Source organism: Streptomyces sp. NPDC053542 (genome assembly GCF_044544685.1).
Classification (GTDB): domain Bacteria; phylum Actinomycetota; class Actinomycetes; order Streptomycetales; family Streptomycetaceae; genus Streptomyces.
This window is the reverse complement of sequence record NZ_JBITXL010000014.1, coordinates 88,417-113,609: the sequence shown is the minus strand read 5'-3', so window position 1 is coordinate 113,609 and position 25,193 is coordinate 88,417. Positions and strand designations below refer to the sequence as shown.

Genomic DNA, 25,193 nt, shown 5'->3' with positions numbered 1-25,193 from the left:
GTCAGAGGATGGAGCCGGGGGTGTAGGCCGCGGCCTCGGGGTGCGCCTTGGCGATCTCCTCGATGCGCGCGACCACGGCCGCCACCTGGTCGGCGGCCGCGCCGGTGAAGGACAGCTTGTCGGCCATCGCCTCGGCCAGCTGGTCGCGGTCCAGCGGGATGCGGTCGTCGGCGGCGAGCTTGTCGAGCAGCTCGTTGCGCTCGGCGCCCTGCTCGCGCATGGCGAGCGCGGCGGCGACGGCGTTCTCCTTGATCGCCTCGTGCGCGACCTCGCGGCCCACACCGGCGCGCACGGCACCCATGAGGACCTTCGTCGTGGCGAGGAAGGGGAGGTAGCGGTCCAGCTCGCGGGCGATGACGGCGGGGAAGGCGCCGAACTCGTCCAGGACGGTCAGGAACGTCTCCAGCAGGCCGTCCAGCGCGAAGAAGGCGTCCGGCAGTGCGACGCGGCGGACCACGGAGCAGGACACGTCGCCCTCGTTCCACTGGTCGCCGGAGAGCTCGCCGGCCATCGAGGCGTAGCCCCGCAGGATGACCATCAGGCCGTTGACGCGCTCGCAGGAGCGGGTGTTCATCTTGTGCGGCATCGCCGAGGAGCCGACCTGGCCGGGCTTGAAGCCCTCGGTGACCAGCTCGTTGCCGGCCATCAGGCGGATGGTCTTGGCGAGCGAGGAGGGCGCGGCGGCCAGCTGCACCAGGGAGGTGACCACGTCGTAGTCGAGGGAGCGGGGGTAGACCTGGCCGACCGAGGTGAAGTTCTGCGCGAAGCCGAGGTGGCCCGCGATGCGCTGCTCCAGCTCGGCGAGCTTGCCGGCGTCGCCGCCGAGCAGGTCGAGCATGTCCTGCGCGGTGCCGACCGGGCCCTTGATGCCGCGCAGCGGGTAGCGGGAGAGGAGGTCCTCGAGGCGGGCGTAGGCGACGAGCAGCTCGTCGGCGGCGGTGGCGAAGCGCTTGCCGAGGGTGGTGGCCTGGGCCGCGACGTTGTGCGAGCGGCCGGCCATGACCAGCTCGGCGTGCTCGCCGGCCAGCTTGCCGAGCCGGGCGAGGACGGCGACGGTGCGGTCCCGCATCAGTTCGAGGGAGAGGCGGACCTGGAGCTGCTCGACGTTCTCGGTCAGGTCGCGGGAGGTCATGCCCTTGTGGACCTGCTCGTGACCGGCGAGGGCGTTGAACTCCTCGATCCGGGCCTTCACGTCGTGCCGGGTGACCTTCTCGCGCTCGGCGATGGAGGCCAGGTCGACGTCGTCCAGGACTCGCTCGTAGTCGGCGAGGGCCTGCTCGGGCACCTCAACGCCGAGGTCCTTCTGGGCGCGGAGTACGGCGAGCCACAGCTTCCGCTCCAGCTTGACCTTGTACTCGGGGGACCACAGGACGGCCAGCTCGGTGGAGGCGTAGCGGCCGGCCAGGACATTGGGGATGCGGGGCTTTGCAGTCACGTGAGCCGATTCTACTGTTCGTTTGCGCAGGCCGGCGCCACGGTCCGGATTGTGGCTTGCTACAAGCCGCACGACTCCGCGTTACGGGCCGCACGGCTCCGTCGGTACCGTTTCCACCTCGACGCCCAGCTCGCGTACGGCGGCGACCTCGCGGGCGTCCGTGCCGGTGTCGGTGAGCACCGCCTCGTACAGGGTGGCGTCCCCGTAGCAGTACGTGGCGGTCTTGCCGAATTTGGAGTGGTCGGCGAGCAGCAGGCTGCCCGTGGCGGCGCCCAGCATCGCCTCCTTGACCTCGACGAACTCCGGCAGCGGGTGGAAGAGGCGGCCACCGTGCACCGCCGTCGCCGACATCAGCGCCAGGTCCGCGTGGATCCGCGACAGCCCCCGCGTCACCTCGCGTCCGGTGCAGGAGTTGAAGTCGCCCTGGTACTGCCCGCCGAGCAGCGTCACCTCCGGACCCGGCCGCGCCGCCCCGCCGGACGCCCCGGACGCCGAGGTCAGCCGCTGCGCGAGCCCCACCGAATTGGTGACGACCGTGAGTCCCTCGATCTCCCCGAGCGCGCCGGCCAGCGGGTACAGCGTGGTCGAGTCGTCGATGAGCAGCGTGCTGCCGGGCCGGATCCGCCGGGCCGCCGCGGCGCACAGCGCGCTCTTCACGTCGCGGTGCGCGCCCTCCCGGAAGCGGGTGGCGGTCTCCATGGTCAGGGCCGGGAAGGCGACCGCGCGCCCGCGCTCCTTGCGCAGCAGATCACGCCCCGCGAGGTCGTCGAGATCGCGGTGCATGGTCATCAGGCTGAGGCCGAAGTGCGCGGCGAGGTCGTCGATGCGGATCTCGCCCCGCTCGACGACGTACTTGAGCACGTCCTGCCGGCGGTCCTCGACGGCTGCCTGCGACAGCCGCGCCTTGGCGGGCACCCGGCCCTCCTTCCCTCGTGCGGTCCCTCTCGTGCGCCCCGGAGCGCCGTGCGGCCCGGAGCGTCGTGCGACCCGGCCCGGCCCGGCTCGACCCCGGCCGCCCGTCGTGCCGGTCAGCCGGTCCGCGGGCGCACCACGGCCTTGATCGCGGCCGGATCGGCGGCGCCCGCGGTGAGCGCCACCCCGCTCTCCTCCAGGCCGTACCGGTGCGTGACCAGCCGGGCCAGATCCACCTCGCCGGAAGCGGCCAGCGAGATGGCGGTCGGCCAGGTGTTGGCGTACCGGAACGTACCGGTGACCTCGATCTCGAAGTTTTGCACATGCGCCAGCGGCAGCGGGATGGTGTCCCCGCCCATCCCGACCAGCACCGCACGCCCCGCCCGGCCCAGCGCGCGCAGCCCTTCCTCGGCGGCGGCCGGCGCGCCCGAACACTCCAGGAGGACGTCCGGCTCGTACCCGGTGTCGGCGAGCGGCGTCGCCCGCGCGTCCACGGTCGCGGTGGCGCCCAGCTCGCGGGCCACGGCGAGCCGCTGCGGCGCGACATCGGTGACCACCACCTCGCTCGCCCCGAAGGCCCGCGCGCTCTGCAGCGCGACCAGCCCGATCGGCCCGGCCCCCGTCACCAGCACCCGCGACCCCGGCGCGATCCGCGCCTTCCGCGCGGCCCAGACGCCCACCGACAGCGGTTCGAGCAGCGCCGCGCCCTCCGTGCCCAGCGACTCGGGCACCGGATGCGCGAAGTCCTCGTCCACGGCGACGTACTCGCACAGCGCCCCGTCCACCGGCGGCGTCGCGTAGAAGGACACGTCCGGGCAGAGGTTGTACCGGCCCTGCCGGCACTGGGCGCAGCGGCCGCAGGGCACGCCCGGCTCGATGGAGACCGGCTGTCCGATGGTGTGCCGGGCCGCGCCGGGCCCGAGCGCGACGACCGTGCCGCCCGGCTCGTGCCCCAGGACCATGGGGGAGCGGACGACGAAGTCGCCGATCCGCCCGTGCTCGTAGTAGTGCACGTCGGAGCCGCACACGCCGACGGCTTCGACGCGTACGAGCACCTGCCCATGCCCCGGCCGGGGCACCGGGCGCTCCTGGATCTCCAGCTGCTTCGGCGCGACGAGCACGGCGGCCCGCATCGTCTCGGGCAGGGCGTCGTCAGAGGCCACAGTGGCGTAAGAGGTCATTCTCCGGTCACGGCTCCCATGGTCAGGCCGGTGACCAGCCACCGGCGTACAGCGAGGCCGACCAGCATCATCGGGATCACCACGACGGTCCCGATGGCGGTCAGCTGCCCCCAGTCGATGCCGGTCTGGGTGACCAGCTGGCTGGCGGCGATGGGCAGGGTCTGGGTGTGCGGTCCGCTGAGGACCAGCGCGAAGGCGTAGTCGTTCCAGGAGAACACCAGGCACAGCACGAAGGTGGTCACCAGGCCCGGGCGCGTCAGCGGCAGGATGACGTGCCGGAACGCCTGCCAGTTGCCGCACCCGGCCACCAGCGCGGACTCCTCCAGGGACGGCGGTACCTCCGCGAAGAAGGCGCTGAGCAGCCAGATCGCGAACGGCAGATTGAAGGAGAGATAGGCCAGGACGAGGCCGGGGAGGGTGTCGATCAGCCCGAGGTAGCGGAAGATCAGGAAGATCGGCAGCACCACGGCCGCGATCGGCGCCATCCGGGTGGAGATGATCCAGAACGACAGGTGGTGCTTGCCGCGCATCCGGCTGCGGGCCAGGCCGTACCCGGCGAGCGCGCCCAGCGCGGTGGCCAGCAGCGCCGAAGCGCCCGCCGCGACCACGCTGTTGCGCAGGTACGGCCAGAGCGAGTTGCCGCCGCTGAACAGGCGCCGGTAGTTCTCCAGCGTCGGCGCGAACGACAGGCTCGGGGTCGGCGCGGTGACCTCCCCGGTGGCCTTCAGGGATGACAGCAGCATCCAGCCCAACGGTACGAGGGTCCAGATCAGAGCGACGAGCACGAGGACGCGGACGGTCCAGCGGGCGGTACGGGTACCGCGTTCGAGAGCGGCGGTGGTCATCGCGGCAGCTCCTTCCGTTCGAGGAGGCGGACGAAGAAGCGGGCGACGACGGTGGTCACGGCGAGCATCAGCAGGCCGGTCACGGCGGCGTACCCGAAGTCGAAGAAGCGGAAGGCCGTTTCGTAGAGCCGTACGGAGGCGACCTTGGTGGCGTCGGCCGGGCCGCCGCCAGTGGTGTTCCAGATGATGTCGAAGTAGCGCAGCGCGTCCATGGAGCGGATCAGCAGCGCCACGAGCAGTACGGGGGTGATGGAGGGCAGGACGATGTACCGGAGAGTGCGGAGCATGCCCGCGCCGTCCAGCGCCGCCGCCTCCAGGACGCTCGCCGGTACGGACGTCAGCCCGGCCAGCGCGATGAGCGCGATCAGCGGCGTCCACTCCCAGATGTCCATCAGCGTCACCGCGGCGAACGCGCTGGTCCGGTCGCCCATGATGTCGCCGTGGTACCCGACCTGCCGCAGCAGCCACGTGTAGAGGCCGAACGTCGAGTCGGTGAGGAAGCGGCCGAGCAGTCCGACGATCACGGGCGCGACGAACATCGGGAGCAGTACCAGGCTCAGCGCCGCGTTGCGGCCGCGCCGCAGCCGCCACAGGCAGACGGCGAGCAGCGTGCCGAGCACCATCTCGCCGCCGACGGTGAGCACGAAGTACGCGGCGGTACGGGCCCAGGCCCAGGCCATGTCCGGGTCGGTGAAGAGCCGCGCCCAGTTGTCCAGGCCGACGCCCTCCAGGCCGAGTCCGCCGAGCAGATGGACGCGGGAGAAGCTCATCGCCACCACGGCCACGAACGGCAGCACGGAGACGGCGGCGAGGACGAGGACGCCGGGGGCCATCATCCGGCCGTGGAAGCCGGGGAGCGGCCGGCGGCGGCGCGGCCGCCCGGGGCCGGGCGCGGGGGCGGCGGTGTCCGGCGCCTTCGCCCGTACGGAAGACGTGGTCATGGTCAGGCCACCCACCCTCGTGCCGTGATCCGGTCGATGCGCTCGGCGGTGGCGCGCATCGTCGCGCGCGGGGACGCGTCCCCGGCGATCAGTCCCGACAGCTGCGTGTAGACGGCCGTGTCGCACTCGCCCCACATCGGGATCTTGGGCCGCAGCCCGATGTTGGCCGGCCGCCAGGTCTCCCGTACGGCCTTCGCGGTCAGCATGTTGGGCAGCTTCGTCGGCCGGTGCTCGGCGCGGAGCACCGCGCGCTCCGCGTACACCGACGTACGGGTCGGGGTGCCGCCGCCGACCTTGCTGGCCAGCCCGGCGAGCTGCGTCTTCGGTGCCGTCGCCCAGTTGGCGAAGAGCCAGGCGGCCTCGCGGCGCCGCTTCGGGGCGACGCCGGAGATCGCGATGCCGGTCCCGCCGTACATGCCGGCGGCCCGCGCGGGCCCCTTCGGCAGCCGCGCGTACCCGACCTTCCCCGGCATGACGGCCTCGTTGGACGCCGCGTACTCGTGGAAGTTGGGGCACATCGCGATCCGCCCGGCCCGGAACGCGGCGCCCAGCCCGTCCCAGTCCCAGGTCCGCGACCCGGGGTCGGCGATCCTCAGCAGCCGCTGGTAGAACTCGGCCGCGGCCACGGCCCGTTCGGACCCCAGCCGGCACCGCCCGGGATCGGTGGCCCCCAGGCTCCCGACCCGCGCGCCGTCGTCGAAGTAGTCCCCGCCGTACGCCCACAGCACGTTCGAGAAGTCGCACATCAGCGAGTCGTGCTGCTTCGCCTGGTGCCCGGTCCCGTACTTCACCTCGTCGGCGTGCTCGTTGAACCAGCGGGCGATCGCGTAGTACTGCTCCCACGTGGTGTCGTCCGACGGCATCGGGTCGAACCCGAGGTCGGCGGCCATCCGGTCGCGGTACTTGTCGAACAGATCGGCCCGGTACTGCCAGATCATGGTCGCCGAGTCGTACGGCAGCGCCAGCACCTTCTCCCTGTCCTCGAAGCGCCCGGCCGCGTCCAGATGCGTCGCGACGAAGTCGCCGAATCCGCCGGGCAGCCGGGGCAGGTCCGGGTTCTCCTGGAACTCCCGCAGGTCGGCGAAGGCGGCCGCGTACGGCGCGAGGACCTGGTACGGGTCGGCATACACCACGTCGTACTCGCCGTTGCCGGAGGCCAGGTCCAGCGCGACCTTCTGGGCGAGCGCGGAGAGCTCCAGCGTGACGATGTTGACGTGGATGCCGGTCAGCTCCGTGAAGGGCGCGAGGTTCGCGGCGATGGCGGCGGTGGGCGCGGTGTTCTCGGAGATGAAGTTCAGCGTGGTACCGGCGTACCGGCGCCAGGGTGCGGCGCCCGCGTCGAAGGACGCGCCGGCGGCGCGGCCGCAGGCGGTGAGCAGCCCGGCGGCCCCGACGGCGGCGGCGCCTCGGAGGAGGGCGCGTCTGCCGACGGGGGAGCGGGCGGGCAGGGATGCAGGCATGAAGGGGCCACCTCGGGGACAGGGGTGCGCCAACAGGGACGGGCAGCAGTTCTAGCAGAAGAGTTCCGCGTTGTTAACACATCTTGCGTGAAGTCTTGGCCCGTCATACCGTGCTGGCCATACCGTTCGAGGCATGCGAAAGGGGCCGCGCACGTGGTCGTGCGCGGCCCCTTCGGTCCTGCGTGTGGTCAGTCCTCCCCGTACGGAAGGAGATCCGGGCGCTTCGGCGGCCGGCCGTCGCCGCTCGACCGGCCCGTCAGCCGACGGCCTATCCACGGCACCAGGTGCGTCCGGGCGAACCGCGCGTCCGCCGCGCGCCGGGCCACCCAGCCCGGCGGCACCGGCGGCGGCAGCGGCGCGTCCCACTCCGCCTCCGGCGGGAGGCCCAGCGCCTGCCAGACGGCCTCGGCGACCCGCTCGTGGCCCTCGGCCGTCAGATGCAGCCGGTCGTCCGCCCACAGCCGCGGGTCGCCGAGCGACGCCGAGCCGTAGAGGTCGACCACGAGCGCGCCGTGCCGCCGCGCCACGTCGTCGATGTGGCCGAAGAGTGCTTCCATGCGCGGCCGGAACCGCTCCAGTACCGGACCCTGCCGGCCCGGGCTGCGCATCAGCACCAGCTGCTTGCAGCTCGGCGCCAGCCGCGCCGCCGCCTCCTCCAGGAGCGCGCACACCCGCGGCACGTCGCACTTGGGGCGCAGTACGTCGTTCAGGCCGCCCACCAGCGTGACCAGGTCGGCGCCCATGGCCGCGGCCGCGGGCGCCTGGTCCGCGGCGATCTGGCCGATGAGCTTGCCGCGCACGGCGAGGTTCGCGTACCGGAAGCCGGGTGCCCGGGCGGCGAGGCGGGCGGCGAGCAGGTCGGCCCAGCCGCGGTACGAGCCGTCCGGCAGCGCGTCCGACATCCCCTCGGTGAAGGAATCCCCGACCGCGACAAAACTGGTGTACTGAGCACTCATCTCCATGGCGTGGGCGATCCTATACGCAGTACAGGATCGCCCACGCCGCGGCTGCCGGACAGGGCCGCGGCCGCCGCCGTTACGCCGCCGGCCGCTGCTGGAGCACCAGCTCCCGCAGCACGTCCTCCATCGTGACCAGCCCGGCCAGCCGCCCGTCGTCGCCGATCACGGCGGCCAGGTGGGTGCGCGAGCCGCGCATCGCCGTCAGGACGTCGTCCAGCGGCGTCGCCGCGCGCACCCGCGCGATCGGCCGCATCGAGGACACCTGGAACGGCAGGTCCCGCGGCATGGCGTCCAGTGCGTCCTTGACGTGCAGATAGCCCAGGATCCGGCGGGAGCCGTCGACCACGGGGAAGCGGGAGAAGCCCGACCGCGCGGCCAGGTCCTCCAGGCCCTCGGGCGTGACGCCCAGCCGGGCGGAGACCACCTTGTCCACCGGCAGGACCACGTCCCGGACCGGGCGGCGGCCCAGCTCCAGCGCGTCCCGCAGCCGCTCGGCGCCCCGGTCGTCCAGCAGGCCCGCGTCGGAGGAGTCCTCCACCATCTTGACCAGCTGGGCGTCGGAGAAGGTCGCCGCGACCTCGTTCTTGACCTCCACCCGCAACAGCTTCAGCAGCCCGTTCGCGAACGAGTTGACCGCGAAGATCACCGGGCGCAGCGCCCGCGCCATCGCCACCAGCGGCGGCCCCAGCAGCAGCGCGCTGCGCACCGGAGCGGCCAGCGCGATGTTCTTCGGCACCATCTCGCCGAAGAGCATGTGCAGATACGTCGCCAGGGCCAGCGCGATCACGAAGGACACCGGGTGGACCAGGGACTCCGGTACGCCGGTGACGTGGAAGAGCGGCTCCAGGAGGTGGGCGATGGCCGGCTCGGCGACCGCGCCCAGCACCAGCGTGCACAGCGTGATGCCCAGCTGGGCCGCCGCCATCAGCGCGGAGACGTGCTGCAGGCCCCAGATGACGCTGCGGGCCCGGCGGTCGCCCTGCTCGGCGTACGGCTCGATCTGGCTGCGGCGCACCGAGATCAGCGCGAACTCGGCGCCCACGAAGAACGCGTTGACGACCAGCGTGAGCAGGCCGATGAAGAGCTGCAGCGCGGTCATCGGGCGGCCTCCTCGTGCGTACGGGCGGCGCCCTCGTCACCGGCCGCGGGGGCGTGCAGCAGCACGCGCGCCGCCCGGTGCCCGGACGCGTCCAGGACCTCCATCCGCCAGCCGGCGACCGACAGCGCGTCGCCGTCCTGCGGGATGCGGCCCAGCTCCGTGGCGATCAGCCCGGCCAGCGTCTCGTACGGGCCCTCCGGCATCCGCAGGCCGATCCGCTCCAGCTGGTCGGAGCGGGCCGCGCCGTCCGCGTCGTACAGGGTGCGGCCGTCCTCGTCCACGCCGGCCGGGGCCAGGTCGGGGGTCTCCTGCGGGTCGTGCTCGTCGACGACCTCGCCGACGACCTCCTCGACGATGTCCTCCAGCGTCGCGACGCCGGCCGTGCCGCCGTACTCGTCGATCACCACGGCCATCGTCCGCTTGCCCGACAGCCGGTCCAGCAGCTCATTGACCGGCAGCGTCTCCGGTACCAGCAGCGGTTCGCGGAGCATCTCCGCGATGGGGTGCCGGCGCCGCCGCGCGGCCGGTATGGCCAGCACGTCCTTGATGTGCGCCACCCCGACGACGCTGTCCAGGCTGCCGCGGTAGACCGGGAAGCGGGACAGCCCCGTGGCGCGGGTGGCGTTGGCCACGTCCTCGGCGGTGCACTGCACCTCCAGGGCCGTGACCTGCACGCGCGGGGTCATGACGTTCTCCGCCGTGAGGTCGGCGAGGTTCAGCGTACGGACGAACAGCTCGGCCGTGTCCGCCTCCAGCGCGCCCTCCTTCGCGGAGTGCCGGGCCAGCGCCATCAGCTCCTGCGGGCCGCGCGCGGAGGCCAGCTCCTCGGCCGGCTCCAGGCCCATCCGGCGCACCACACGGTTGGCGGTGTTGTTCAGATGGCCGATCAGCGGCTTGAACGTGGCGCTGAAGCCGCGCTGCAGCGTGGCCACCCGCTTGGCGATGGGCAGCGGGCTGGAGATCGCCCAGTTCTTCGGGACCAGCTCGCCGACGACCATCAGGACGACCGTGGAGAGGGCCGTACCGAGGATCAGCGCGGCGCTCTCGCCCGCGGACGGCGGCAGCCCCATGGCCTCCAGGGGGCCGGTGAGCAGCGCGGCGATGGAGGACTTGGCGAGCATGCCGATGACCAGGCCGGTCACCGTGATGCCCAGCTGCGCGCCGGAGAGCTGGAAGGTCAGGCCGCGTACGGCCTTCAGCGCGCTGTCCGCGCCGCGCTCGCCGCGCTCCGCGGCGCGCTCGAGGTCGCTGCGCTCGACGGTCGTCAGCGAGAACTCGGCCGCGACGAAGACACCACAGGCCAGGGTCAGCAGGAACGCCACGGCCAACAGGAGCAGCTCGGTCATCGGGTCACCTCCGTCCCATGATCGAACAGGACCGGGAGGTTCGCGCTATGTCGACTGCAACTGGGAGGGTCGCCCATGGCTGGACGCTCACACCTTTCCTCGGGAAATGCGCTGCGGACCGTGTATCCGGCAGCAGGGGGACTATCCATAGTAAAGGACCGGCAAAGCAACGGCCCGGTGACCGGATCGGTCCCGGGCCGCCGCGAGGCGTGTCGTGTCTCCGGGTGTCAGGCGGTGCTCAGCCCGAGCGCGTCGGCCAGCTCGCGCCACTGGGCGCGCGGCAGATCGGCTCGCCCGCCCCCGTTGAGGGCCTGGAGGGCGACGTGGTCGGCGCCCGCGGCGTAGTAGTCGTCCAGACGGGCCTTGACGGTCTCCGCGTCGCCCAACGCGAAGAGGGCGTCGAGGAGGCGGTTGCTGCCGCCGTCCGCGAAGTCCTCCTCGGTGAAGCCGAGCCGCAGCAGGTTGTCGGTGTAGTTGGGCAGCCGGAGGTACATGGCGAGGGCCTCGCGGGCCGTGCCGCGGGCTCGCTCCGGATCGGTGTCGAGCACCACCTTCAGCTCCGGCGCGAGCAGCGCGTCACTGCCGAGCGCCGCACGTGCCTGGGCGGTGTGCTCCGCGGTCACCAGGTACGGATGGGCTCCCGCGGCACGGTCGGCGGCGAGCCGCAGCATCTTGGGCCCGAGCGCGGCCAGTACCCGCCGCGGGGCCGGCACCGGCTCCGGTGCCGCGTCCAGCGCGTCCAGGTACGCGACCATCGCGGAGTACGGCTTGGCGTACTGCGGCGCGAGGGCGCTGTGGCTGACGCCGATCCCGAGGACGAACCTTCCCGGCGCTTCCTTCTCCAGCTGGGCGGTCTCCGCTGCCACGGTGGACGCGTCGTGGTCCCAGAGGCTGAGGATTCCGGTGGCCACCGTGATGCGCCGGGTGGCCTGCACGACCTTGCGTGCATCGGCCACGGACGGGCTGGCGCCCAGCCACACGGTGCCGAACCCGAGCTCGTCGAGCTCTGCCACCGCGTCGCTGATCCGGGCGAGCCCCTCGGCGTCCTGGGCCCGCAGGCCGGGGCTCCAGATGCCGATGCGGCCGAGGAGTGCGTGAGTGGACCGGTCTGAAGAAGTCATGCAGACGACAACCCGCCGCGGCCCGCGGGGTATTCCGGCTCCCGCCGCGACAGCGCGAAACTCCGCGAACTCTGCGCGAAGCGTTGACGTGTCCGCGCTGATTCCCTAGCTTCCGGTTCGAAGTCGCGGGCATGGTTCGGTATCCCGAACGTCATGTCGTGCGAATCTCCGAGCAAAGGAGAACCGCGTGCGCCACCCCCGCCTGAGATCTTCCCTCCTCGCCCTGCCCGCCGCCGTCCTGCTCGCCCTGCTGCCGGCGAGCGCCACCGCCTACCCCGGCCCGGGCCATGTCACCGGTGACGTCGTCGTCCACGACCCGACCATGCTCCGCGCGCCGGACGGCCGGTACCTGCTCTACTCCACCCACGGCTACCTGGAGGCCCGCACCTCCACCGACCGCACCGCCTTCAGCCGCAGCGGCAACGCCTTCTCCTCGCCCCCGAGTTGGTGGTCGCGGTACTCGGCCACCAACGACCCGTGGGCGCCCGACATCTCGTACCAGGGCGGCCGGTACCTCATGTACTACGCGGTCTCGCGCTTCGGCTCGAACACCTCCGCCATCGGGCTCGCCACCTCCCCGACCGGGCTGCCGGGCAGTTGGAGCGACCAGGGCATCGTCCACTCCTCGACCGCCGACAGCGACTACAACGCCATCGACCCGGACCTGTTCGTCGACGGCGACGGCAAGTGGTGGCTGGCCTTCGGGTCCTGGTGGAGCGGGATCAAGATGATCCGCCTCGATCCGGCGACCGGCAAGCAGTACGCGGGCGACACAACCCGCCACTCGCTGGCCGCGCGCCCGACCGGCACCAAGGCGGTCGAGGGCCCGACCGTGGTCAAGCGCAACGGCTACTACTACCTCTTCGCCTCGTACGACACGTGCTGCAACGGCACCGGCTCCACGTACAGGATCAAAGTCGGCCGGGCCACCAAGCCCACCGGCCCGTACTACGACCGCAACGGCGTGGCGATGACCAACAACGGCGGCACCGTGGTCATGGCCTCACAGGGCTCCGTGATCGGCCCCGGCGGGCAGGACATCATGCCCGACGCCGACGGTGACCTGCTCGTCTACCACTACTACGACGGCAACGACGGCGGCACGCCCAAGCTGGGCGTCAACCTGCTGAACTGGAGCGGCGGTTGGCCGACGGCGTACTGACCGGCGACGGACCGGCCTCAGTCCGTCAAGTGGCGGACCCAGCGGCTCCATTGGGGCTCGGGGGCGTAGCCGGCGGCGTGCCACGCGTGGTGCGCGAGCTCGTTGCGGTCGAGGACCATGGCGTCCGCGCGCCGCCCGCCCAGCGCGGCGAACCGCTCCTCCGCGGCCGCCAGCAGCGCCCGGCCGATGCCCTGCCGCCGCCGCTCGGGGTGGACCGCCAGCCGGTACAAGTGGCAGCGCCAGCCGTCGAAACCGGCGATCACCGTGCCGGCCAGCTCGCCGTCCCGTTCTGCCAGCAGCAGCGCCTCCGGGTCCCGGGCGACCAGCCGGGCCACCCCGTCGTGGTCGTCGCTGATGCTCGTCCCCTCCGCGGCGTCGCGCCAGAACCGCAGCACGGCGTCGATGTCCGAGGGGCCGGCCGGGCGGATGTGAAGACCGCTCAGAAGATCACTCATGCGGCGAGCCAAGCAGATCACCGGCCGGTACGGCGAACGGTTTCCGCGCAGCGAGAACGCCGGGGATTCCCGCGGGTCACTCCCCGTCCCCCCGCAGGCTCTCCACCGAGCGGGTCACCTCCGCGACGCGGTCGGCGACGACGGCGGGGTCGGGGGGCGGGGTGTCGCGGAGGAGGAGTTCGATGCCGGCGAGCTTCTGGGCGATGTCCGTGAGCCGTTCTCCGCTGACCCGTTCCTCGGCGGCCGCCGCCAGCCGTCGGGTCTTGCGGTACAGGTCGAGGAAGATGCCGACCTTGGTCCGCAGCATCCACGGGTCGACGGGCTTGGTCAGGAAGTCCGCGGCGCCCACCGAGTACCCGCGGTAGGCGTAGTCCGCTTCGGGGTTGACGCCGGTCACCAGGATGATGGGCACGTCCTTGGTCTGGTCGAGCCGCTTGATGGTGGCGGCGGTCTCGAAGCCGTCCATGCCGGGCATCACGACGTCCAGCAGGACCACCGCGAAATCCTGGCGCAGCATCGCCTTGAGGGCTTCCTCCCCCGAGCGGGCGCGGACCAGCTTCTGGTGGAGGGGGCCGAGTACGGCCTCGAGCGCGACGAGGTTCTCCTCCATGTCGTCGACGAGGAGGATGGGGCACTGGTCGGGTGCGACGGTGGTCATGGCCTGCCCTTCGGAGCGTCACCGGCATCGTCCTGCGCCGGTCCGTCGCCGTTCGGCGGCGACGCCGTGCCGTTCTGCGGGTCGAGCAGCGCGCAGATCACCGACAGCAGGTGATCGATGTCCACGGGCTTGGGGACGTAGTCGGAGGCGCCGCTGTCGATCGCCTTCTCGCGGTCCCCGGGCATGGCCTTCGCGGTGAGCGCGATGATCGGCAGACCGGCGAGCCGGGGTGTGCTGCGGATGGCGCGGATCGTCTCGTAACCATCCATCTCGGGCATCATGATGTCCATCAGGATCAGGGAGACGTCGGGGGTGCGCTGCAGGACCTCCAGTCCCTCGCGGCCGTTCTCCGCGTACTTCACGGTGATGCCGACCCGGCCCAGTACGTGCGTGAGGGCGAAGACGTTGCGGATGTCGTCGTCCACGATGAGAATCCGGCGCCCGGCCAGCACCCGCCCGGGGCGCCCGCTCAGCCACTCCTTGAGCCGCGTCGTCTGCGGCCAGGCGTCCTCGCGGGCTTCGTGGCCCCCGGCGGTTCCCGCGGCGGCCACGTCGCCCGGTGGGGCGGCCACGTCGTCCGGCCAGTCGAGCGTGGCGGGGACCAGCTGCTCCGGGCTCAGCTCCGGCACCGGTCCGAGATCCGCCACCGGCTGCGGCGCCTCCGCCGGGCGCGGTCCGCTCTCCGGCGCCGGGATCTCCACCGCGCCGGGGTGGTGCGCGGGGATGTACAGGGTGAACAGGGAGCCGACGCCGACCTCGCTCTCGGCGGTGATCCGGCCGCCGAGCATCCCGGCGATCTCCCGGCTGATGGACAGGCCGAGGCCGGTGCCGCCGTACTTGCGGTTGGTGGTGCCGTCGGCCTGCTTGAACGCCTCGAAGACCACCGGGAGTTTGTCCGGCGAGATGCCGATGCCGGTGTCCTTCACGCGGAACGCGACGACGGCCTCCGCGTTCCGCAGCGTCTCCTCCGTGAACTCCTCGCCCGGCACCCGCTCGACGCGCAGCTCCACACCGCCGGAGTGGGTGAACTTCACCGCGTTGGACAGCAGATTGCGCAGCACCTGCTGGAGGCGCTGCTCGTCGGAGTACAGCTCGTGCGGTACGTCGTCGCCGACGGTGATCTCGAAGCCGAGCCCGCGGTCGGCGGCCAACGGCCGGAAGGTCGCGTGCACATAGCCGAGCAGCTTGTCGAGGGACAGCTCCTTCGGGTGGACGTCCATCCGGCCCGCCTCGATCTTCGACAGGTCGAGGATGTCGCTGATCAGCTGGAGCAGATCGGCACCCGAGCGGTGAATCGTGGCGGCGAACTGCACGTCCTGCTCGGAGAGATGGCCGTCCGGGTTGTCGGCGAGCAGCCGGGAGAGGATCAGCAGCGAGTTGAGCGGCGTGCGCAGCTCGTGCGACATGTTCGCCAGGAACTCCGACTTGTACTGCGAGGCGGTCGCCAGCAGCGCCGCCTTCTCCTCCAGCGCGGCGTTGGAGCGCTGCAGCTCGTCGGAGCGTTCGCGCAGCTCGGCGGTGAGCCGCTGGGACTGGGAAAGCAGCGACTCGGTACGCGAGTTGGCGATGATGGTGTTGAACGAGACGGCGATGGTATTGGCGAACTGGTCGATGAAGGCCAGGTGCACATCGCTGAACCTGCTGAGCGACGCCAGCTCGATCACGCCGAGCAGCTCGTCCTCGAAGAGGATGGGCACGATGACGATGCTGGCCGGGACCGCCGCGCCGAGCCCGGAGTTGATGGTGATGTAGTCCGGCGGGGCGTCCAGGATCAGGATGCGCTTCTTCTCCTTGGCGGCCTGGGCGATCAGGCCGCGGCCCGGGGTGCCGGAGCCGGGGAGCGGGCTCTCGCCGCCGGCCTGGTCGGTGCCGTACCCGGCGATGAACTGGAGGCCCTCGCCGGGGCGGGCGCCGGACTCGGCCAGGAAGAACGCGCCGAACTGCGCGTTGACCAGCGGGGTCAGCTCGCTGAGGATCAGTCCGGCGACCTCCACCAGGTCGCGGTGGCCCTGCATGAGGGCCGCCATCCGGGTGAGGTTGGACTCCAGCCAGTCCTTCGCGCGGGTGGTCTCGCGGAGGTTGGAGACCATCAGGTTGATGTTGTTCTTCAGCTCGGCGACCTCCCCCTTCGCCTCGACCGCGATGGAGCGCGACATGTCGCCCTGGGTGACCGCGCTCGCCACCTCGGCGATGGCGCGTACCTGGGTGGTGAGGTTCGAGGCCAGCTCGTTGACGCCGGTGGTCAGCCGCTTCCAGGTGCCGTAGACGCCCTCGACCCGCGCCTGGCCGCCCAGCTCGCCCTCGCTGCCGACCTCGCGGGCCACCCGGGTCACCTCGGAGGAGAACGCGGAGAGCGTGTCGACCATCGTGTTGATGGTCGTCTTGAGCTCCAGGATCTCGCCGCGCGCGTCCACGTCGATCTTCTTCGACAGATCGCCCTGGGCGACGGCGGTGGCGACCTGCGCGATGTTGCGTACCTGTGACGTCAGGTTGTCCGCCATGAAGTTGACGTTCTCGGTGAGGTCTTCCCAGACCCCGGAGACGCCGCGGACCTGGGCCCGGCCGCCGAGCCTGCCCTCCGTACCGACTTCCCGGGCCACCCGGGTGACCTCGTCGGCGAACGCGCGCAGCTGCTCGACCATCGTGTTCACGGTGTCCTTCAGCTGCAGGATCTCGCCCCGCGCGTCCACCGTGATCTTCTTCGACAGGTCGCCGTCGGCGACCGCCGTGGTCACCTGGGCGATGTTGCGCACCTGCGACGTCAGGTTCAGCGCCATGAAGTTGACGTTGTCCGTCAGCTCCTTCCACACCCCGGAGACGCCGCGGACCTGCGCCTGCCCGCCGAGGTTCCCCTCGGTGCCGACCTCGCGGGCCACCCGTGTGACCTCGTCGGCGAACGCGGAGAGCTGGTACACCATCGTGTTGATCGTCGACTTCAGCTCCAGGATCTCGCCCTTCGCCTCCACCGTGATCGTCTTGCCGAGGTCGCCCTCGGCGACGGCGGTGGCGACCTGCGCGATGTTGCGCACCTGCGAAGTCAGGTTGTCCGCCATGGAGTTGACGTTCTGCGTCAGGTCCTTCCAGACGCCGGAGACGCCGCGGACCTGGGCCCGGCCGCCCAGCTGTCCTTCGGTGCCGACCTCGCGGGCGACCCGGGTGACCTCGTCGGCGAACGCGGAGAGCTGGTCGACCATGGTGTTGATCGTCGACTTGAGCTCCAGGATCTCGCCCCGGGCGTCCACCGTGATCTTCTGGCTCAGGTCGCCGTTGGCGACGGCCGTGGTCACCTGGGCGATGTTGCGCACCTGCCAGGTCAGGTTCGAGGCCATGAAGTTGACGTTGTCGGTGAGCTTCTTCCACACGCCGGAGACGCCCGCCACATGGGCCCGGCCGCCCAGCTGTCCTTCGGTGCCGACCTCGCGGGCCACCCGCGTGACCTCGTCGGCGAACGCGCGCAGCTGGTCGACCATCGTGTTCACGGTGAGCTTCAGCTCCAGCAGCTCACCGGTCGCCTCGACGGTGACCTGCTGGGTCAGATCGCCGCGGGCGACGGCGGTGGTGACCACCGCGATGTCGCGGACCTGCGCGGTCAGCCGCGCGGCCATGGCGTTGACGGCCTCGGTCACATGACGCCAGTCGCCCGACAGACCCTGTACCTTCGCCCGCCCGCCGAGCCGGCCCTCGGTGCCGACCTCGCGGGCCACCCGGGTCACCTCGCCGGTGAACAGCGAGAGCTGGTCCACCATGCGGTTCACGCCGTGCCCGAGGCGGGCCAGATCGCCGCGGAGCTGCCGCTTTCCGTCGTGCAGCTCGACCCGCCGGGTCAGATCGCCGTCCGCGACCGCGTCCAGTACGCGCGTGGCGTTCCCGACCGGTACGACCAGCGCTTCCAGGAGCGTATTGGCCGCGTCCACGCTCGTGGTCCAGGCCCCGTGCCCGGGGCTGGCCGCGAGCCGCTCGTCCAGCCTGCCCTCGCGGATCACCTCCTGGCGTACCCGCTGCAGCTCCGAGGCCAGGTGGGCGTTGCGCATGACGATCTGGTTGAACGCCTCCGCCAGCTCCGCGGCGACGCCCTCGTACGCGCCCTCCGCGCGGACGGTGAAATCGCCGTCACGGACCGCGTTCATCGCCGTGAGCAGCGGTCGCAGTTCGGCCGCGCGCAGCACCTGCTCGTTCCGGGCGGGGCCGGGCCGGCCGACGGGCTCGACGGGCCCGGCGGGCTCGGCGGGCTCGGTGGCCCCGGACGGGGTGTCCGGCGTGGGTTCCGAAGCGCGTTCCATAGTGGAAGGTCCTAAATAGGGCAATAAAGACATATGTACCTCTTTGGTGCGGTTTAGGCTACATTCATTGAGCTGAGCACCGGAACCGAGCCGGGAGACGCCTGTGGGGACCTCCTCCGACCTGCGGGATTCCATGCCGCGGATCAGGCTGCCCGCCAACACGCTGGCGCCCTCCGCGGCCCGCAGGTTCCTGCGCGTCGCCCTCACCGGACTGGCCGAGCCGGCCCTGCCCGGAACAGTGGCGATCAGCGGCGCACCGGCGATCAACGACGGAATCGTCGACGACGCCGTCCTCCTCGTCAGCGAGCTGACCACCGCCGCCACCGCGCAGGGCGGATTCGAGGTCGAGGTCGGCTGCCGCCTCGACGCCGGGGAGGGCTTCCCCGCACCGGCCTTCCCGGGCGGGACACGGTACGTGGGCGTCGTGGTCGACGTGGTGGACCGCTACCCCTCCGGCGCCGGTCACGAGGGCCAGGAGCTGCGGGACAGCCTGCGCGGCCACGGCCTGCAGCTGCTGCGCACGCTGGCCGAATCCTGGGGGGTGACCTGCCGGCACACCGAGAGGGCCGTGTGGTTCCGGCTGGACACCCCCATGGAGGCCCCCGCCGCCCCCGGCGATCCCTTCGCGGCGGGGCTGCCCGAGGCCGTACTGCCGCCCGACCGCCGCGGACCGGCCGCCGACGGGATCGACTCCGCGGGGCAGTCCTTCCTCGCGGAGGTCAGCGAGCTGCTCGCCGGGCAGCTCGACGAGGACATGATCGCGGCGCTCACCGGGCAGCTGCTGGTCCCCAGGATCGCCGACTGGTGCGGCGTATGGCTGACCACCACCCATGGCCGGATGCGGCTCTCCCGCGTCTGGCACCGCGACGAGGAGCGCATCCGCGCCCTCCGTCAGGCCCTGGAGGAGGACCGCCCGCCGCCCGCCACGCTGAGCACCACCGGCATCCCCTGGCCCTGGCCCGAGGTCGCGGACGACGCCGGGCCGGGCGGCTCGGCGCTGATGTTCCCGCTGGTCGCGGCCGGCCGGTGCCACGGTGCGCTGCTGATCGGCCGGGCGGGGCTGCCGCGGCTGACCGGTGACGTGGTGCGCCTCGCGCAGGACGTGGCGCGGCGGGTGGCCCAGGGGGTGGTCACCGCCCGGCACTACACCCGGCAGGCGGACATCAGCCATTCGCTCCAGCGCAGACAGCTGCCCACGGCCCTCGCGGCCATCCCGGGCGTCGACACGGCGCTCGTCTACGAGCCCTGCGGCGAGGGCCAGAGCGTCGGCGGCGACTTCTACGACCTGTTCCCCATGGGCGACCGGCGCTGGTGCTTCCTCCTCGGCGACGTGTGCGGGCACGACCTGGAGGCGATGTCCGTCACCGGCCTGGCCCGCCACCTGGTACGCCTGCTGGCACGCGAGGGCCACGGCGTGGAGGCCCTGCTCGGCCGGCTCAACCTCGCCATGGCGGAGGAGGGCGCCGAGGCGGTGGTGGTCGGCGGCGAGCAGGTCGGCTCCCGGTTCCTGAGCCTGCTGTACGGGGAGCTGGAGCCCGACCCGGTCTCCGGCGGCGCGCGCGTCACCGTGGCCAGCGCCGGGCACCCCCTGCCGCTGCGGCTGGCGGCCGACGGCACGGTGACGGCGGCCGCCGAACCACAGATGCTGCTCGGGATCGACGAGAACGCGGAGTTCCGCGCGAACTCCTTCCACCTCGCGCCGGGCGAGACGCTGCTGTGCGTGACCGACGGCGTGACCGAACGGCGCCGGGGCAACCGGCAGTTGGACGACAACGACGGCCTGGCCGAGGTCCTGCGCGGCTGCGCGGGCCTGGGCGCCAAGGCCGTCGCGGAGCGGGTCCGTCAGGCCGCCCACGACTTCAGCCCCGATCCCATCGACGACGACCTCGCCGTCCTGGTGCTCGAAGCGGTACCGGCTCCGGTACCGGGCCGGGCGCCATGACGCCCGGCCCGGCCCCAGGGGCGCCCGGGCTCAGCTGCCCCGCAGCTCCTCGATGACCGGGGCGAAGGTCTCCAGGGCCGCGTCCAGCACCGTGATGTAGGAGAAGCCGTACCGCTCCCGGCGCTCGCGGAGCTGGTCGGCGATCTGCCGGACCGTGCCGAACAGCAGCGTCGGCGCGTCCAGCAACTGCTCCTCGTCCAGGCCGATGTCGTGGGCGGCGAATTCGCGGGCCGCCGCCCTCCGGTCGTTGGTGATCACCACGCGCTGTACGAGGATGTTCCGCTCGGCCGGCTCCGCGCGGTCCGCCGCCGCCTTCGCGTAGCGGGCGACCGTCTCGTCCAGCTGCTCCGCCGAGGCCAGCTCCAGGACGCCCTCCGGCTTCCCGGGCGCCTGCCGGCCGCCCTGGAACGCCGCGATCCCGGCGTGCCGCGCCGTCAGCCGCATCATCCGCGGGCCGTTCCCGCCGATCAGCAGCGGCGGCCGGGGCTTCTGCACGGTCTGCGGGACGTGCTCGGGATCGCCCAGCAGCCGGTCCAGCTCCTCGATCGTGCGGGCGAGGTGATCGACCCGCTCGCCCGGCGTGCCCCACGGCAGCCCCGCCGACTCGTGCTCGGCACGTACGTACCCGGTGCCCAGGCCCAGTTCGAGGCGGCCGCCCGTGAGCGCGTCCGTGGTGGCCACCTCGCGGGCCAGCAGCGCCGGGTTCCAGAAGCCGGTGTTCAGCACGAAGGTGCCCACCCGCGGCCGCTCGGTGGCCTCGGCCGCGGCGATCAGCGCCGGGAAGGGCGCCGGCATCCCCAGGTGATCCGGTACCAGCAGTACGTCGTAACCGGCCGCCTCCGCCCTGCGGCACCGGTCGCGCCACTCACCGCCCGAAGAAATCGCGAGCGTATTGACACCAAAACGGAACGGCCGGGTCATCGGGCCTCCTGAGATCAGCGAGCTGTCCTGTCCGTACGTACGGGCGCCGCGCGGCGCGCGAGGGGGTGCCAGGCGCGCCCGCCGTCACGGTGCCAGATAGGGGAGCGCTATCGGGGCCATTGGCAATTCCCGGATAGTGCCCGGGCGTTCGCTGAGACAGCCTGGCGACAGTTGTCAGTCAATGTCCAGCGAAGGGACCAGGCATGGCAGACGTATCGGGGCGGCAGCCCCTCGCGGCGCACCACCTGCTGAACTTCATCGACGGCCGGTGGAGCCCGGCCGAATCGGGGCAGGCCCGTACGAACGTCAACCCGGCCGATCTGAGCGATCACCTCGGCGAGTTCGCCGAGTCCGGTGGCGTCGACGTGGACCGCGCCGCGGACGCCGCGACCGCGGCCCTGCCCGCCTGGCGCGCCATGGGCCCCATCCGGCGCGCCGCGATCCTCGCCGAGGCCGGCCGCCTCCTCACCGAGCGCGCCGAGGAATTCGCCCGCGCCATCACCCGCGAGCAGGGCAAGCTCCTCAAGGAGGCCCGCGGCGAGGTGGCCCGGTCCCGCGCGGTCCTGGACTTCACCGTGGGTCAGGCGCGGCTGCTCGGCGGCGTCACCGCGCCCGCCGAGGAGGACCGTACGTTCGCGTACACCTTCCGGCGCCCCATCGGCGTCGTCGGCCTGGTCTCGCCGTGGAACTTCCCGCTGGCCATCCCGATGTGGAAGGTCGCCCCGGCCCTGCTCTCCGGCTGCACGGCCGTCTTCAAGCCCTCGCCCCTCACCCCGCTCACCGCGGCCCTGCTCACCGAGGTCTTCCAGGAGGCCGGGCTGCCCGACGGCGTACTCAACCTCGTCCAGGGTGACGTCGCGGCCGGCGAGGCGCTGGTCGCGAACCCGTCCGTCGCCGGCATCAGCTTCACCGGCTCGCTGCCCGTCGGCACCGCCATCCACACGGGCGGCGCCCACCGGCTGCTCCGTACCCAGCTGGAGCTCGGCGGCAAGAACGCGGTGATCGTGCTGGACGACGCGGATCTGGACGGGGCGGTCGAGGCGGTCGTGCACGGCGCCTTCGGGCAGGCCGGACAGCGGTGCAGCGCCACCAGCCGGGCCGTCGTCGACGTCCGGGTGCGCGACGCCTTCCTGGACCGGCTGGTGGCCCGGGTGGCGGGCATGAAGGTCGGCCCGGGCGACGACCCCGCCTCGCAGATCTGCCCCGTGGTGAACACCGCGCGCCTGGACGCGGCGCTGGCGGCCGTCGCCGGGGCGCAGCGCGACGGCGGGAAGGTGCTGTGCGGCGGCGGCCGGGCGACCGGGGACGGCCTCCCGGACGGCTGCTACGTCCAGCCCACCGTCATCCGCGACGTGCCCTGGGACAGCGAGCTGGCCCAGGAGGAGGTCTTCGGGCCGGTGCTCGCCGTCGTCGACGCGGACGGGTTCGACGACGCCATGCGGATCTCCAACTCGGTCAAATACGGCATGTCCGGCACGATCTTCACCGCCTCGCAGTCCCGCGCCTTCGAGGCCATCGAGCGCTTCGAGGCCGGAATGCTGCACGTCAACCGCCCGGGCGTGGGTGCGTACGCGCACCTCCCGCACGTCGGCGCCAAGGCGTCCCAGTACGGCCCGCCGGAGTGCTCGCCGCAGGTCTGGGACTTCTACACGGAGTGGCACTCGGCCTGCATCAGCTACTAGGCGATCGCAGGCAGCTCTGGGGCGGGAGCGCACAGGGGGACCGATGGAAGGATCAAAAGAAGAGGGGGTTATCATGTGAGCACCGCTCAGCTCGATCGAGAGATAAGCCTGTGACTGTCAACGACGACTCGTTCACCAACTGGAAGAACCGCGAGGAGATCGCGGAGTCGATGATCCCGATCATCGGGAAGCTGCACCGGGAGCGGGACGTCACCGTCCTGCTCCACAGCCGCTCCCTGGTGAACAAGTCGGTGGTGAGCATCCTCAAGACCCACCGATTCGCCCGGCAGATCGCCGGCGTGGAGCTCTCGGTCACCGAGACGTTCCCGTTCCTGCAGGCCCTCGCCACGCTCGACCTCGGCCCCTCGCAGATCGACATCGGCCGGCTCGCCGAGACGTACAGCGCCGACGACCGCGGCCTCTCGGTGGCGGAGTTCACCGCCGAGGCCGTCGCCGGCGCGACGGGCGCCAACAAGATCGAGAGCCGTGAGGGACGCGACGTCGTCCTCTACGGCTTCGGCCGCATCGGCCGCCTCGTCGCCCGCCTCCTCATCGAGAAGGCCGGCTCGGGCAACGGCCTGCGGCTGCGCGCCATCGTGGTCCGCGGCGGCGGCGATCAGGACATCGTCAAGCGCGCCTCGCTGCTGCGCCGCGACTCGATCCACGGCCAGTTCCAGGGCACGATCACCGTTGACGAGGCGAACAGCACGATCATCGCCAACGGCAACGAGATCAAGGTGATCTACGCCAACGACCCCTCCGAGGTCGACTACACGGCGTACGGCATCAAGGACGCCATCCTCATCGACAACACCGGCAAGTGGCGCGACCGCGAGGGCCTGTCCCAGCACCTGCGCCCCGGCGTCGAGAAGGTCGTCCTCACCGCCCCGGGCAAGGGCGACGTCCCGAACATCGTCCACGGCGTCAACCACGACACCGTCAAGCCGGACGAGCAGATCCTCTCCTGCGCCTCCTGCACCACCAACGCGATCGTCCCGCCGCTGAAGGCGATGGAGGACGAGTACGGCGTCGTGCGCGGCCACGTGGAGACCGTCCACTCGTTCACCAACGACCAGAACCTGCTGGACAACTACCACAAGTCCGAGCGCCGCGGCCGCTCCGCGCCGCTCAACATGGTCATCACCGAGACCGGCGCCGCCTCCGCCGTCGCCAAGGCGCTGCCCGACCTCAAGGCGAAGATCACCGGCAGCTCGATCCGCGTCCCGGTCCCGGACGTCTCGATCGCGATCCTCAACCTGCAGCTCGCCCGCGAGACCACCCGCGAGGAGGTCCTCGACCACCTCCGCGAGGTGTCGCTGACCTCGCCGCTGCGCCGTCAGATCGACTTCACCAGCGCCCCCGACGCGGTCTCCAACGACTTCATCGGCTCGCGCCACGCCTCGATCGTCGACGCCGGCGCCACCAAGGTCGAGGGCGACAACGCGATCCTCTACCTCTGGTACGACAACGAGTTCGGCTACTCCAGCCAGGTCATCCGCGTCGTCCAGCACGTCTCCGGGGTGGAGTACCCGACCTACCCGGCCCCGGCGGTCTGATCGCCAAACGACGCGACACGCGTACGGAGCGGGCCCGGCGGAGGACATCCGCCGGGCCCGCCCGCGTACTCACCTGCGTACTCGCCCGTGTACTGCGCTGTCAGCGCGCCGCGACGGTCTCCTCCGCGAGCCCGAACGACAGCGTCATCCCGGCCCCGCCGACCCCGTTGACCACGGTCACCCCCGGCTCCGGGTCCACCACCAGCTCCGTGCGGCCGTCGCGCAGGGACGGGTAGAAGCCGGACCAGCGCTCGGTGATGGTGGTGTCCGGGAGCCGGGCGAAGCCCGCCAGGTAGTCCATGATCGCCGCGTTGATCTCCTCGCTCTCGAACGGGTCGTGGGTCGTGGCGTACGCATGGCTGTCGCCGATCGTCAGCCGCCCGTCCGCCGTCTGCGACAGCAGGACGTGGATGCCGTTGTCCCGGTGGAACGGCAGCGCGTCCCGCATCCGCGCGTCCAGTGCGGCCCGCGCTGACATGTCCTCGAACGCCGCGTAGTGCAGCAGCGTCAGCCCGCCGCACAGCATCGGCCCCAGCTGCCACCCACCGGGCTGCACGCCCGTCCGCAGCATCTGCAGCTTGCAGCGGACCAGCCCGCTCGCCGCGAACACCTCCGGGTACAGCGTCTCGAAGTCGTTCCCACTGCAGACGAAGACCCGGTCGGCGCGCCAGTCGCCGGCCGTGGTCGAGACCGTCGGCATGCCGATGCCGCGCACGGTCGTGCCGAAGCGCACGTCCACGCCGTACTCCTCGGCCAGGTGCGCCGCGACCGCCGGGATCGCGTGCCGCGGGTCGACGTTCAGCTCCGTCGGGCTCCACATCGCGGCCAGCAGCCCGTCCGGACGCGCCGCATGGCTGCGCGCCACCGCCTCCTTCGCGGAGAGCATCTCCGTACCGCGCTCTCTCGCGGCGGGCGTGGTCGCGACGAACTCCTCCAGCACCGCGGCCTCGTCGGGATGGTGCGCCAGATGCAACGAGCCGGTGGGGGCCGCCCACAGGCCGGTCTTCGCCGCCACCTCCAGCCAGATCTCACGGCTGCGCAGGGCACGCTCGTACACCGCGCCGCGCTGCTGGCCCACCGTCCAGATCATGCCGAAGTTACGGATGGACGCGCCGACCGAGTGGTCGTCGCGCTCGAAGACGACGACGCGGTCGCCGCGCTTGGCGGCCGCCAGGGCGTGCGCCAGTCCGACGATGCCGCCGCCGACGACGGCGGTGTCACAACGATGAGTCGCCATG

The 25,193-nt window shown here is 71.9% G+C and carries 19 protein-coding genes; 4 read left to right on the top strand and 15 right to left on the bottom strand.

The annotated features are described in order from the left end of the window. Position 1: 1 nt before the first annotated feature. The 10 genes from purB to ACIGXO_RS32110 form a co-directional block, all read right to left on the bottom strand. Entirely contained in the window at positions 2-1,435 is a 1,434-nt protein-coding gene (gene purB, locus ACIGXO_RS32155) for an adenylosuccinate lyase (protein WP_399793941.1), read from the bottom strand. A gap of 81 nt (positions 1,436-1,516) precedes the next feature. Continuing rightward, positions 1,517-2,350 carry a DeoR/GlpR family DNA-binding transcription regulator gene (locus ACIGXO_RS32150; RefSeq protein ID WP_399793939.1) on the bottom strand — a complete coding sequence of 278 codons (834 nt, stop codon included), beginning with the start codon at positions 2,348-2,350 and terminating at the stop codon, positions 1,517-1,519. Positions 2,351-2,463: 113 nt separating this feature from the next. Next, on the bottom strand, positions 2,464-3,528 hold the full coding sequence (locus ACIGXO_RS32145; protein WP_399793937.1) for an NAD(P)-dependent alcohol dehydrogenase: 1,065 nt from the start codon (positions 3,526-3,528) through the stop codon (positions 2,464-2,466). Beyond that, on the bottom strand, positions 3,525-4,373 hold the full coding sequence (locus ACIGXO_RS32140; protein WP_399793935.1) for a carbohydrate ABC transporter permease: 849 nt from the start codon (positions 4,371-4,373) through the stop codon (positions 3,525-3,527). The genes ACIGXO_RS32145 and ACIGXO_RS32140 overlap by 4 nt, the downstream gene beginning before the upstream one ends. After that, a complete protein-coding gene (locus ACIGXO_RS32135) occupies positions 4,370-5,314 on the bottom strand; it encodes a carbohydrate ABC transporter permease (protein WP_399793933.1) in 945 nt (314 codons plus the stop codon). Before ACIGXO_RS32135 ends, ACIGXO_RS32140 begins: the two co-directional genes overlap by 4 nt. Positions 5,315-5,316: 2 nt before the next feature. Continuing rightward, positions 5,317-6,774, bottom strand: a complete 1,458-nt coding sequence (locus tag ACIGXO_RS32130) for an extracellular solute-binding protein (protein ID WP_399793931.1) — start codon at positions 6,772-6,774, stop codon at positions 5,317-5,319. A 188-nt stretch (positions 6,775-6,962) separates the two neighbouring features. Continuing rightward, positions 6,963-7,736 (bottom strand): SGNH/GDSL hydrolase family protein, encoded by a 774-nt coding sequence (locus ACIGXO_RS32125; RefSeq protein WP_399793928.1) that lies wholly within the window; start codon positions 7,734-7,736, stop codon positions 6,963-6,965. A gap of 73 nt (positions 7,737-7,809) precedes the next feature. After that, positions 7,810-8,832: a hemolysin family protein gene (locus tag ACIGXO_RS32120; protein WP_399793926.1), complete on the bottom strand. Its 1,023-nt coding sequence runs from the start codon at positions 8,830-8,832 to the stop codon at positions 7,810-7,812. Beyond that, on the bottom strand, positions 8,829-10,178 hold the full coding sequence (locus ACIGXO_RS32115) for a hemolysin family protein (protein ID WP_399793924.1): 1,350 nt from the start codon (positions 10,176-10,178) through the stop codon (positions 8,829-8,831). The genes ACIGXO_RS32120 and ACIGXO_RS32115 overlap by 4 nt, the downstream gene beginning before the upstream one ends. A gap of 227 nt (positions 10,179-10,405) precedes the next feature. Continuing rightward, complete coding sequence (locus ACIGXO_RS32110; protein ID WP_399793922.1) at positions 10,406-11,299, bottom strand: LLM class F420-dependent oxidoreductase; 894 nt, start codon at positions 11,297-11,299, stop codon at positions 10,406-10,408. A gap of 187 nt (positions 11,300-11,486) precedes the next feature. On the opposite strand from ACIGXO_RS32110, the gene ACIGXO_RS32105 reads away from it, so the two are divergent. Next, positions 11,487-12,461, top strand: coding sequence for an arabinan endo-1,5-alpha-L-arabinosidase (locus ACIGXO_RS32105; RefSeq protein ID WP_399793920.1), 975 nt, complete (start codon positions 11,487-11,489; stop codon positions 12,459-12,461). A 17-nt stretch (positions 12,462-12,478) separates the two neighbouring features. Here ACIGXO_RS32105 and ACIGXO_RS32100 read toward each other — a convergent pair whose 3' ends face one another. The 3 genes from ACIGXO_RS32100 to ACIGXO_RS32090 all read right to left on the bottom strand — a co-directional run bounded on the left by ACIGXO_RS32100 (position 12,479) and on the right by ACIGXO_RS32090 (position 17,854). Further along, positions 12,479-12,916, bottom strand: a complete 438-nt coding sequence (locus tag ACIGXO_RS32100; protein ID WP_399793918.1) for a GNAT family N-acetyltransferase — start codon at positions 12,914-12,916, stop codon at positions 12,479-12,481. Positions 12,917-12,992: 76 nt separating this feature from the next. Continuing rightward, positions 12,993-13,574 (bottom strand): two-component system response regulator, encoded by a 582-nt coding sequence (locus ACIGXO_RS32095; protein WP_399793916.1) that lies wholly within the window; start codon positions 13,572-13,574, stop codon positions 12,993-12,995. Then, positions 13,571-17,854 (bottom strand): HAMP domain-containing protein, encoded by a 4,284-nt coding sequence (locus ACIGXO_RS32090; protein ID WP_399793914.1) that lies wholly within the window; start codon positions 17,852-17,854, stop codon positions 13,571-13,573. Before ACIGXO_RS32090 ends, ACIGXO_RS32095 begins: the two co-directional genes overlap by 4 nt. A 133-nt stretch (positions 17,855-17,987) precedes the next feature. On the opposite strand from ACIGXO_RS32090, the gene ACIGXO_RS32085 reads away from it, so the two are divergent. Continuing rightward, positions 17,988-19,796, top strand: a complete 1,809-nt coding sequence (locus tag ACIGXO_RS32085) for a SpoIIE family protein phosphatase (RefSeq protein ID WP_399794101.1) — start codon at positions 17,988-17,990, stop codon at positions 19,794-19,796. A gap of 30 nt (positions 19,797-19,826) precedes the next feature. Here the strand turns inward: ACIGXO_RS32085 and ACIGXO_RS32080 are convergent, their stop codons facing one another. Then, positions 19,827-20,717: an LLM class F420-dependent oxidoreductase gene (locus tag ACIGXO_RS32080; RefSeq protein ID WP_399793912.1), complete on the bottom strand. Its 891-nt coding sequence runs from the start codon at positions 20,715-20,717 to the stop codon at positions 19,827-19,829. Between the two features lie 203 nt (positions 20,718-20,920). On the opposite strand from ACIGXO_RS32080, the gene ACIGXO_RS32075 reads away from it, so the two are divergent. Both ACIGXO_RS32075 and ACIGXO_RS32070 read left to right on the top strand, forming a co-directional pair. Continuing rightward, complete coding sequence (locus ACIGXO_RS32075; RefSeq protein WP_399793910.1) at positions 20,921-22,399, top strand: aldehyde dehydrogenase family protein; 1,479 nt, start codon at positions 20,921-20,923, stop codon at positions 22,397-22,399. 110 nt (positions 22,400-22,509) lie between these two features. Continuing rightward, positions 22,510-23,955: a glyceraldehyde-3-phosphate dehydrogenase gene (locus ACIGXO_RS32070; RefSeq protein ID WP_399793908.1), complete on the top strand. Its 1,446-nt coding sequence runs from the start codon at positions 22,510-22,512 to the stop codon at positions 23,953-23,955. Between the two features lie 100 nt (positions 23,956-24,055). Here the strand turns inward: ACIGXO_RS32070 and ACIGXO_RS32065 are convergent, their stop codons facing one another. Further along, a complete protein-coding gene (locus ACIGXO_RS32065; protein WP_399793905.1) occupies positions 24,056-25,192 on the bottom strand; it encodes a TIGR03364 family FAD-dependent oxidoreductase in 1,137 nt (378 codons plus the stop codon). Position 25,193 lies beyond the last annotated feature (1 nt).

What these genes read in the sequence shown, in the direction of transcription:
- ACIGXO_RS32065 (WP_399793905.1), bottom strand. Translation starts at nt 25,192, where the DNA reads ATGGCGACTCATCGTTGTGACACCGCCGTCGTCGGCGGCGGCATCGTC.
- ACIGXO_RS32100 (WP_399793918.1), bottom strand. Translation starts at nt 12,916, where the DNA reads ATGAGTGATCTTCTGAGCGGTCTTCACATCCGCCCGGCCGGCCCCTCG.
- ACIGXO_RS32095 (WP_399793916.1), bottom strand. Translation starts at nt 13,574, where the DNA reads ATGACCACCGTCGCACCCGACCAGTGCCCCATCCTCCTCGTCGACGAC.
- ACIGXO_RS32090 (WP_399793914.1), bottom strand. Translation starts at nt 17,854, where the DNA reads ATGGAACGCGCTTCGGAACCCACGCCGGACACCCCGTCCGGGGCCACC.
- ACIGXO_RS32080 (WP_399793912.1), bottom strand. Translation starts at nt 20,717, where the DNA reads ATGACCCGGCCGTTCCGTTTTGGTGTCAATACGCTCGCGATTTCTTCG.
- ACIGXO_RS32140 (WP_399793935.1), bottom strand. Translation starts at nt 4,373, where the DNA reads ATGACCACCGCCGCTCTCGAACGCGGTACCCGTACCGCCCGCTGGACC.
- ACIGXO_RS32130 (WP_399793931.1), bottom strand. Translation starts at nt 6,774, where the DNA reads ATGCCTGCATCCCTGCCCGCCCGCTCCCCCGTCGGCAGACGCGCCCTC.
- ACIGXO_RS32125 (WP_399793928.1), bottom strand. Translation starts at nt 7,736, where the DNA reads ATGGAGATGAGTGCTCAGTACACCAGTTTTGTCGCGGTCGGGGATTCC.
- ACIGXO_RS32075 (WP_399793910.1), top strand. Translation starts at nt 20,921, where the DNA reads ATGGCAGACGTATCGGGGCGGCAGCCCCTCGCGGCGCACCACCTGCTG.
- ACIGXO_RS32145 (WP_399793937.1), bottom strand. Translation starts at nt 3,528, where the DNA reads ATGACCTCTTACGCCACTGTGGCCTCTGACGACGCCCTGCCCGAGACG.
- ACIGXO_RS32135 (WP_399793933.1), bottom strand. Translation starts at nt 5,314, where the DNA reads ATGACCACGTCTTCCGTACGGGCGAAGGCGCCGGACACCGCCGCCCCC.
- ACIGXO_RS32115 (WP_399793924.1), bottom strand. Translation starts at nt 10,178, where the DNA reads ATGACCGAGCTGCTCCTGTTGGCCGTGGCGTTCCTGCTGACCCTGGCC.
- ACIGXO_RS32120 (WP_399793926.1), bottom strand. Translation starts at nt 8,832, where the DNA reads ATGACCGCGCTGCAGCTCTTCATCGGCCTGCTCACGCTGGTCGTCAAC.
- ACIGXO_RS32110 (WP_399793922.1), bottom strand. Translation starts at nt 11,299, where the DNA reads ATGACTTCTTCAGACCGGTCCACTCACGCACTCCTCGGCCGCATCGGC.
- ACIGXO_RS32085 (WP_399794101.1), top strand. Translation starts at nt 17,988, where the DNA reads ATGCCGCGGATCAGGCTGCCCGCCAACACGCTGGCGCCCTCCGCGGCC.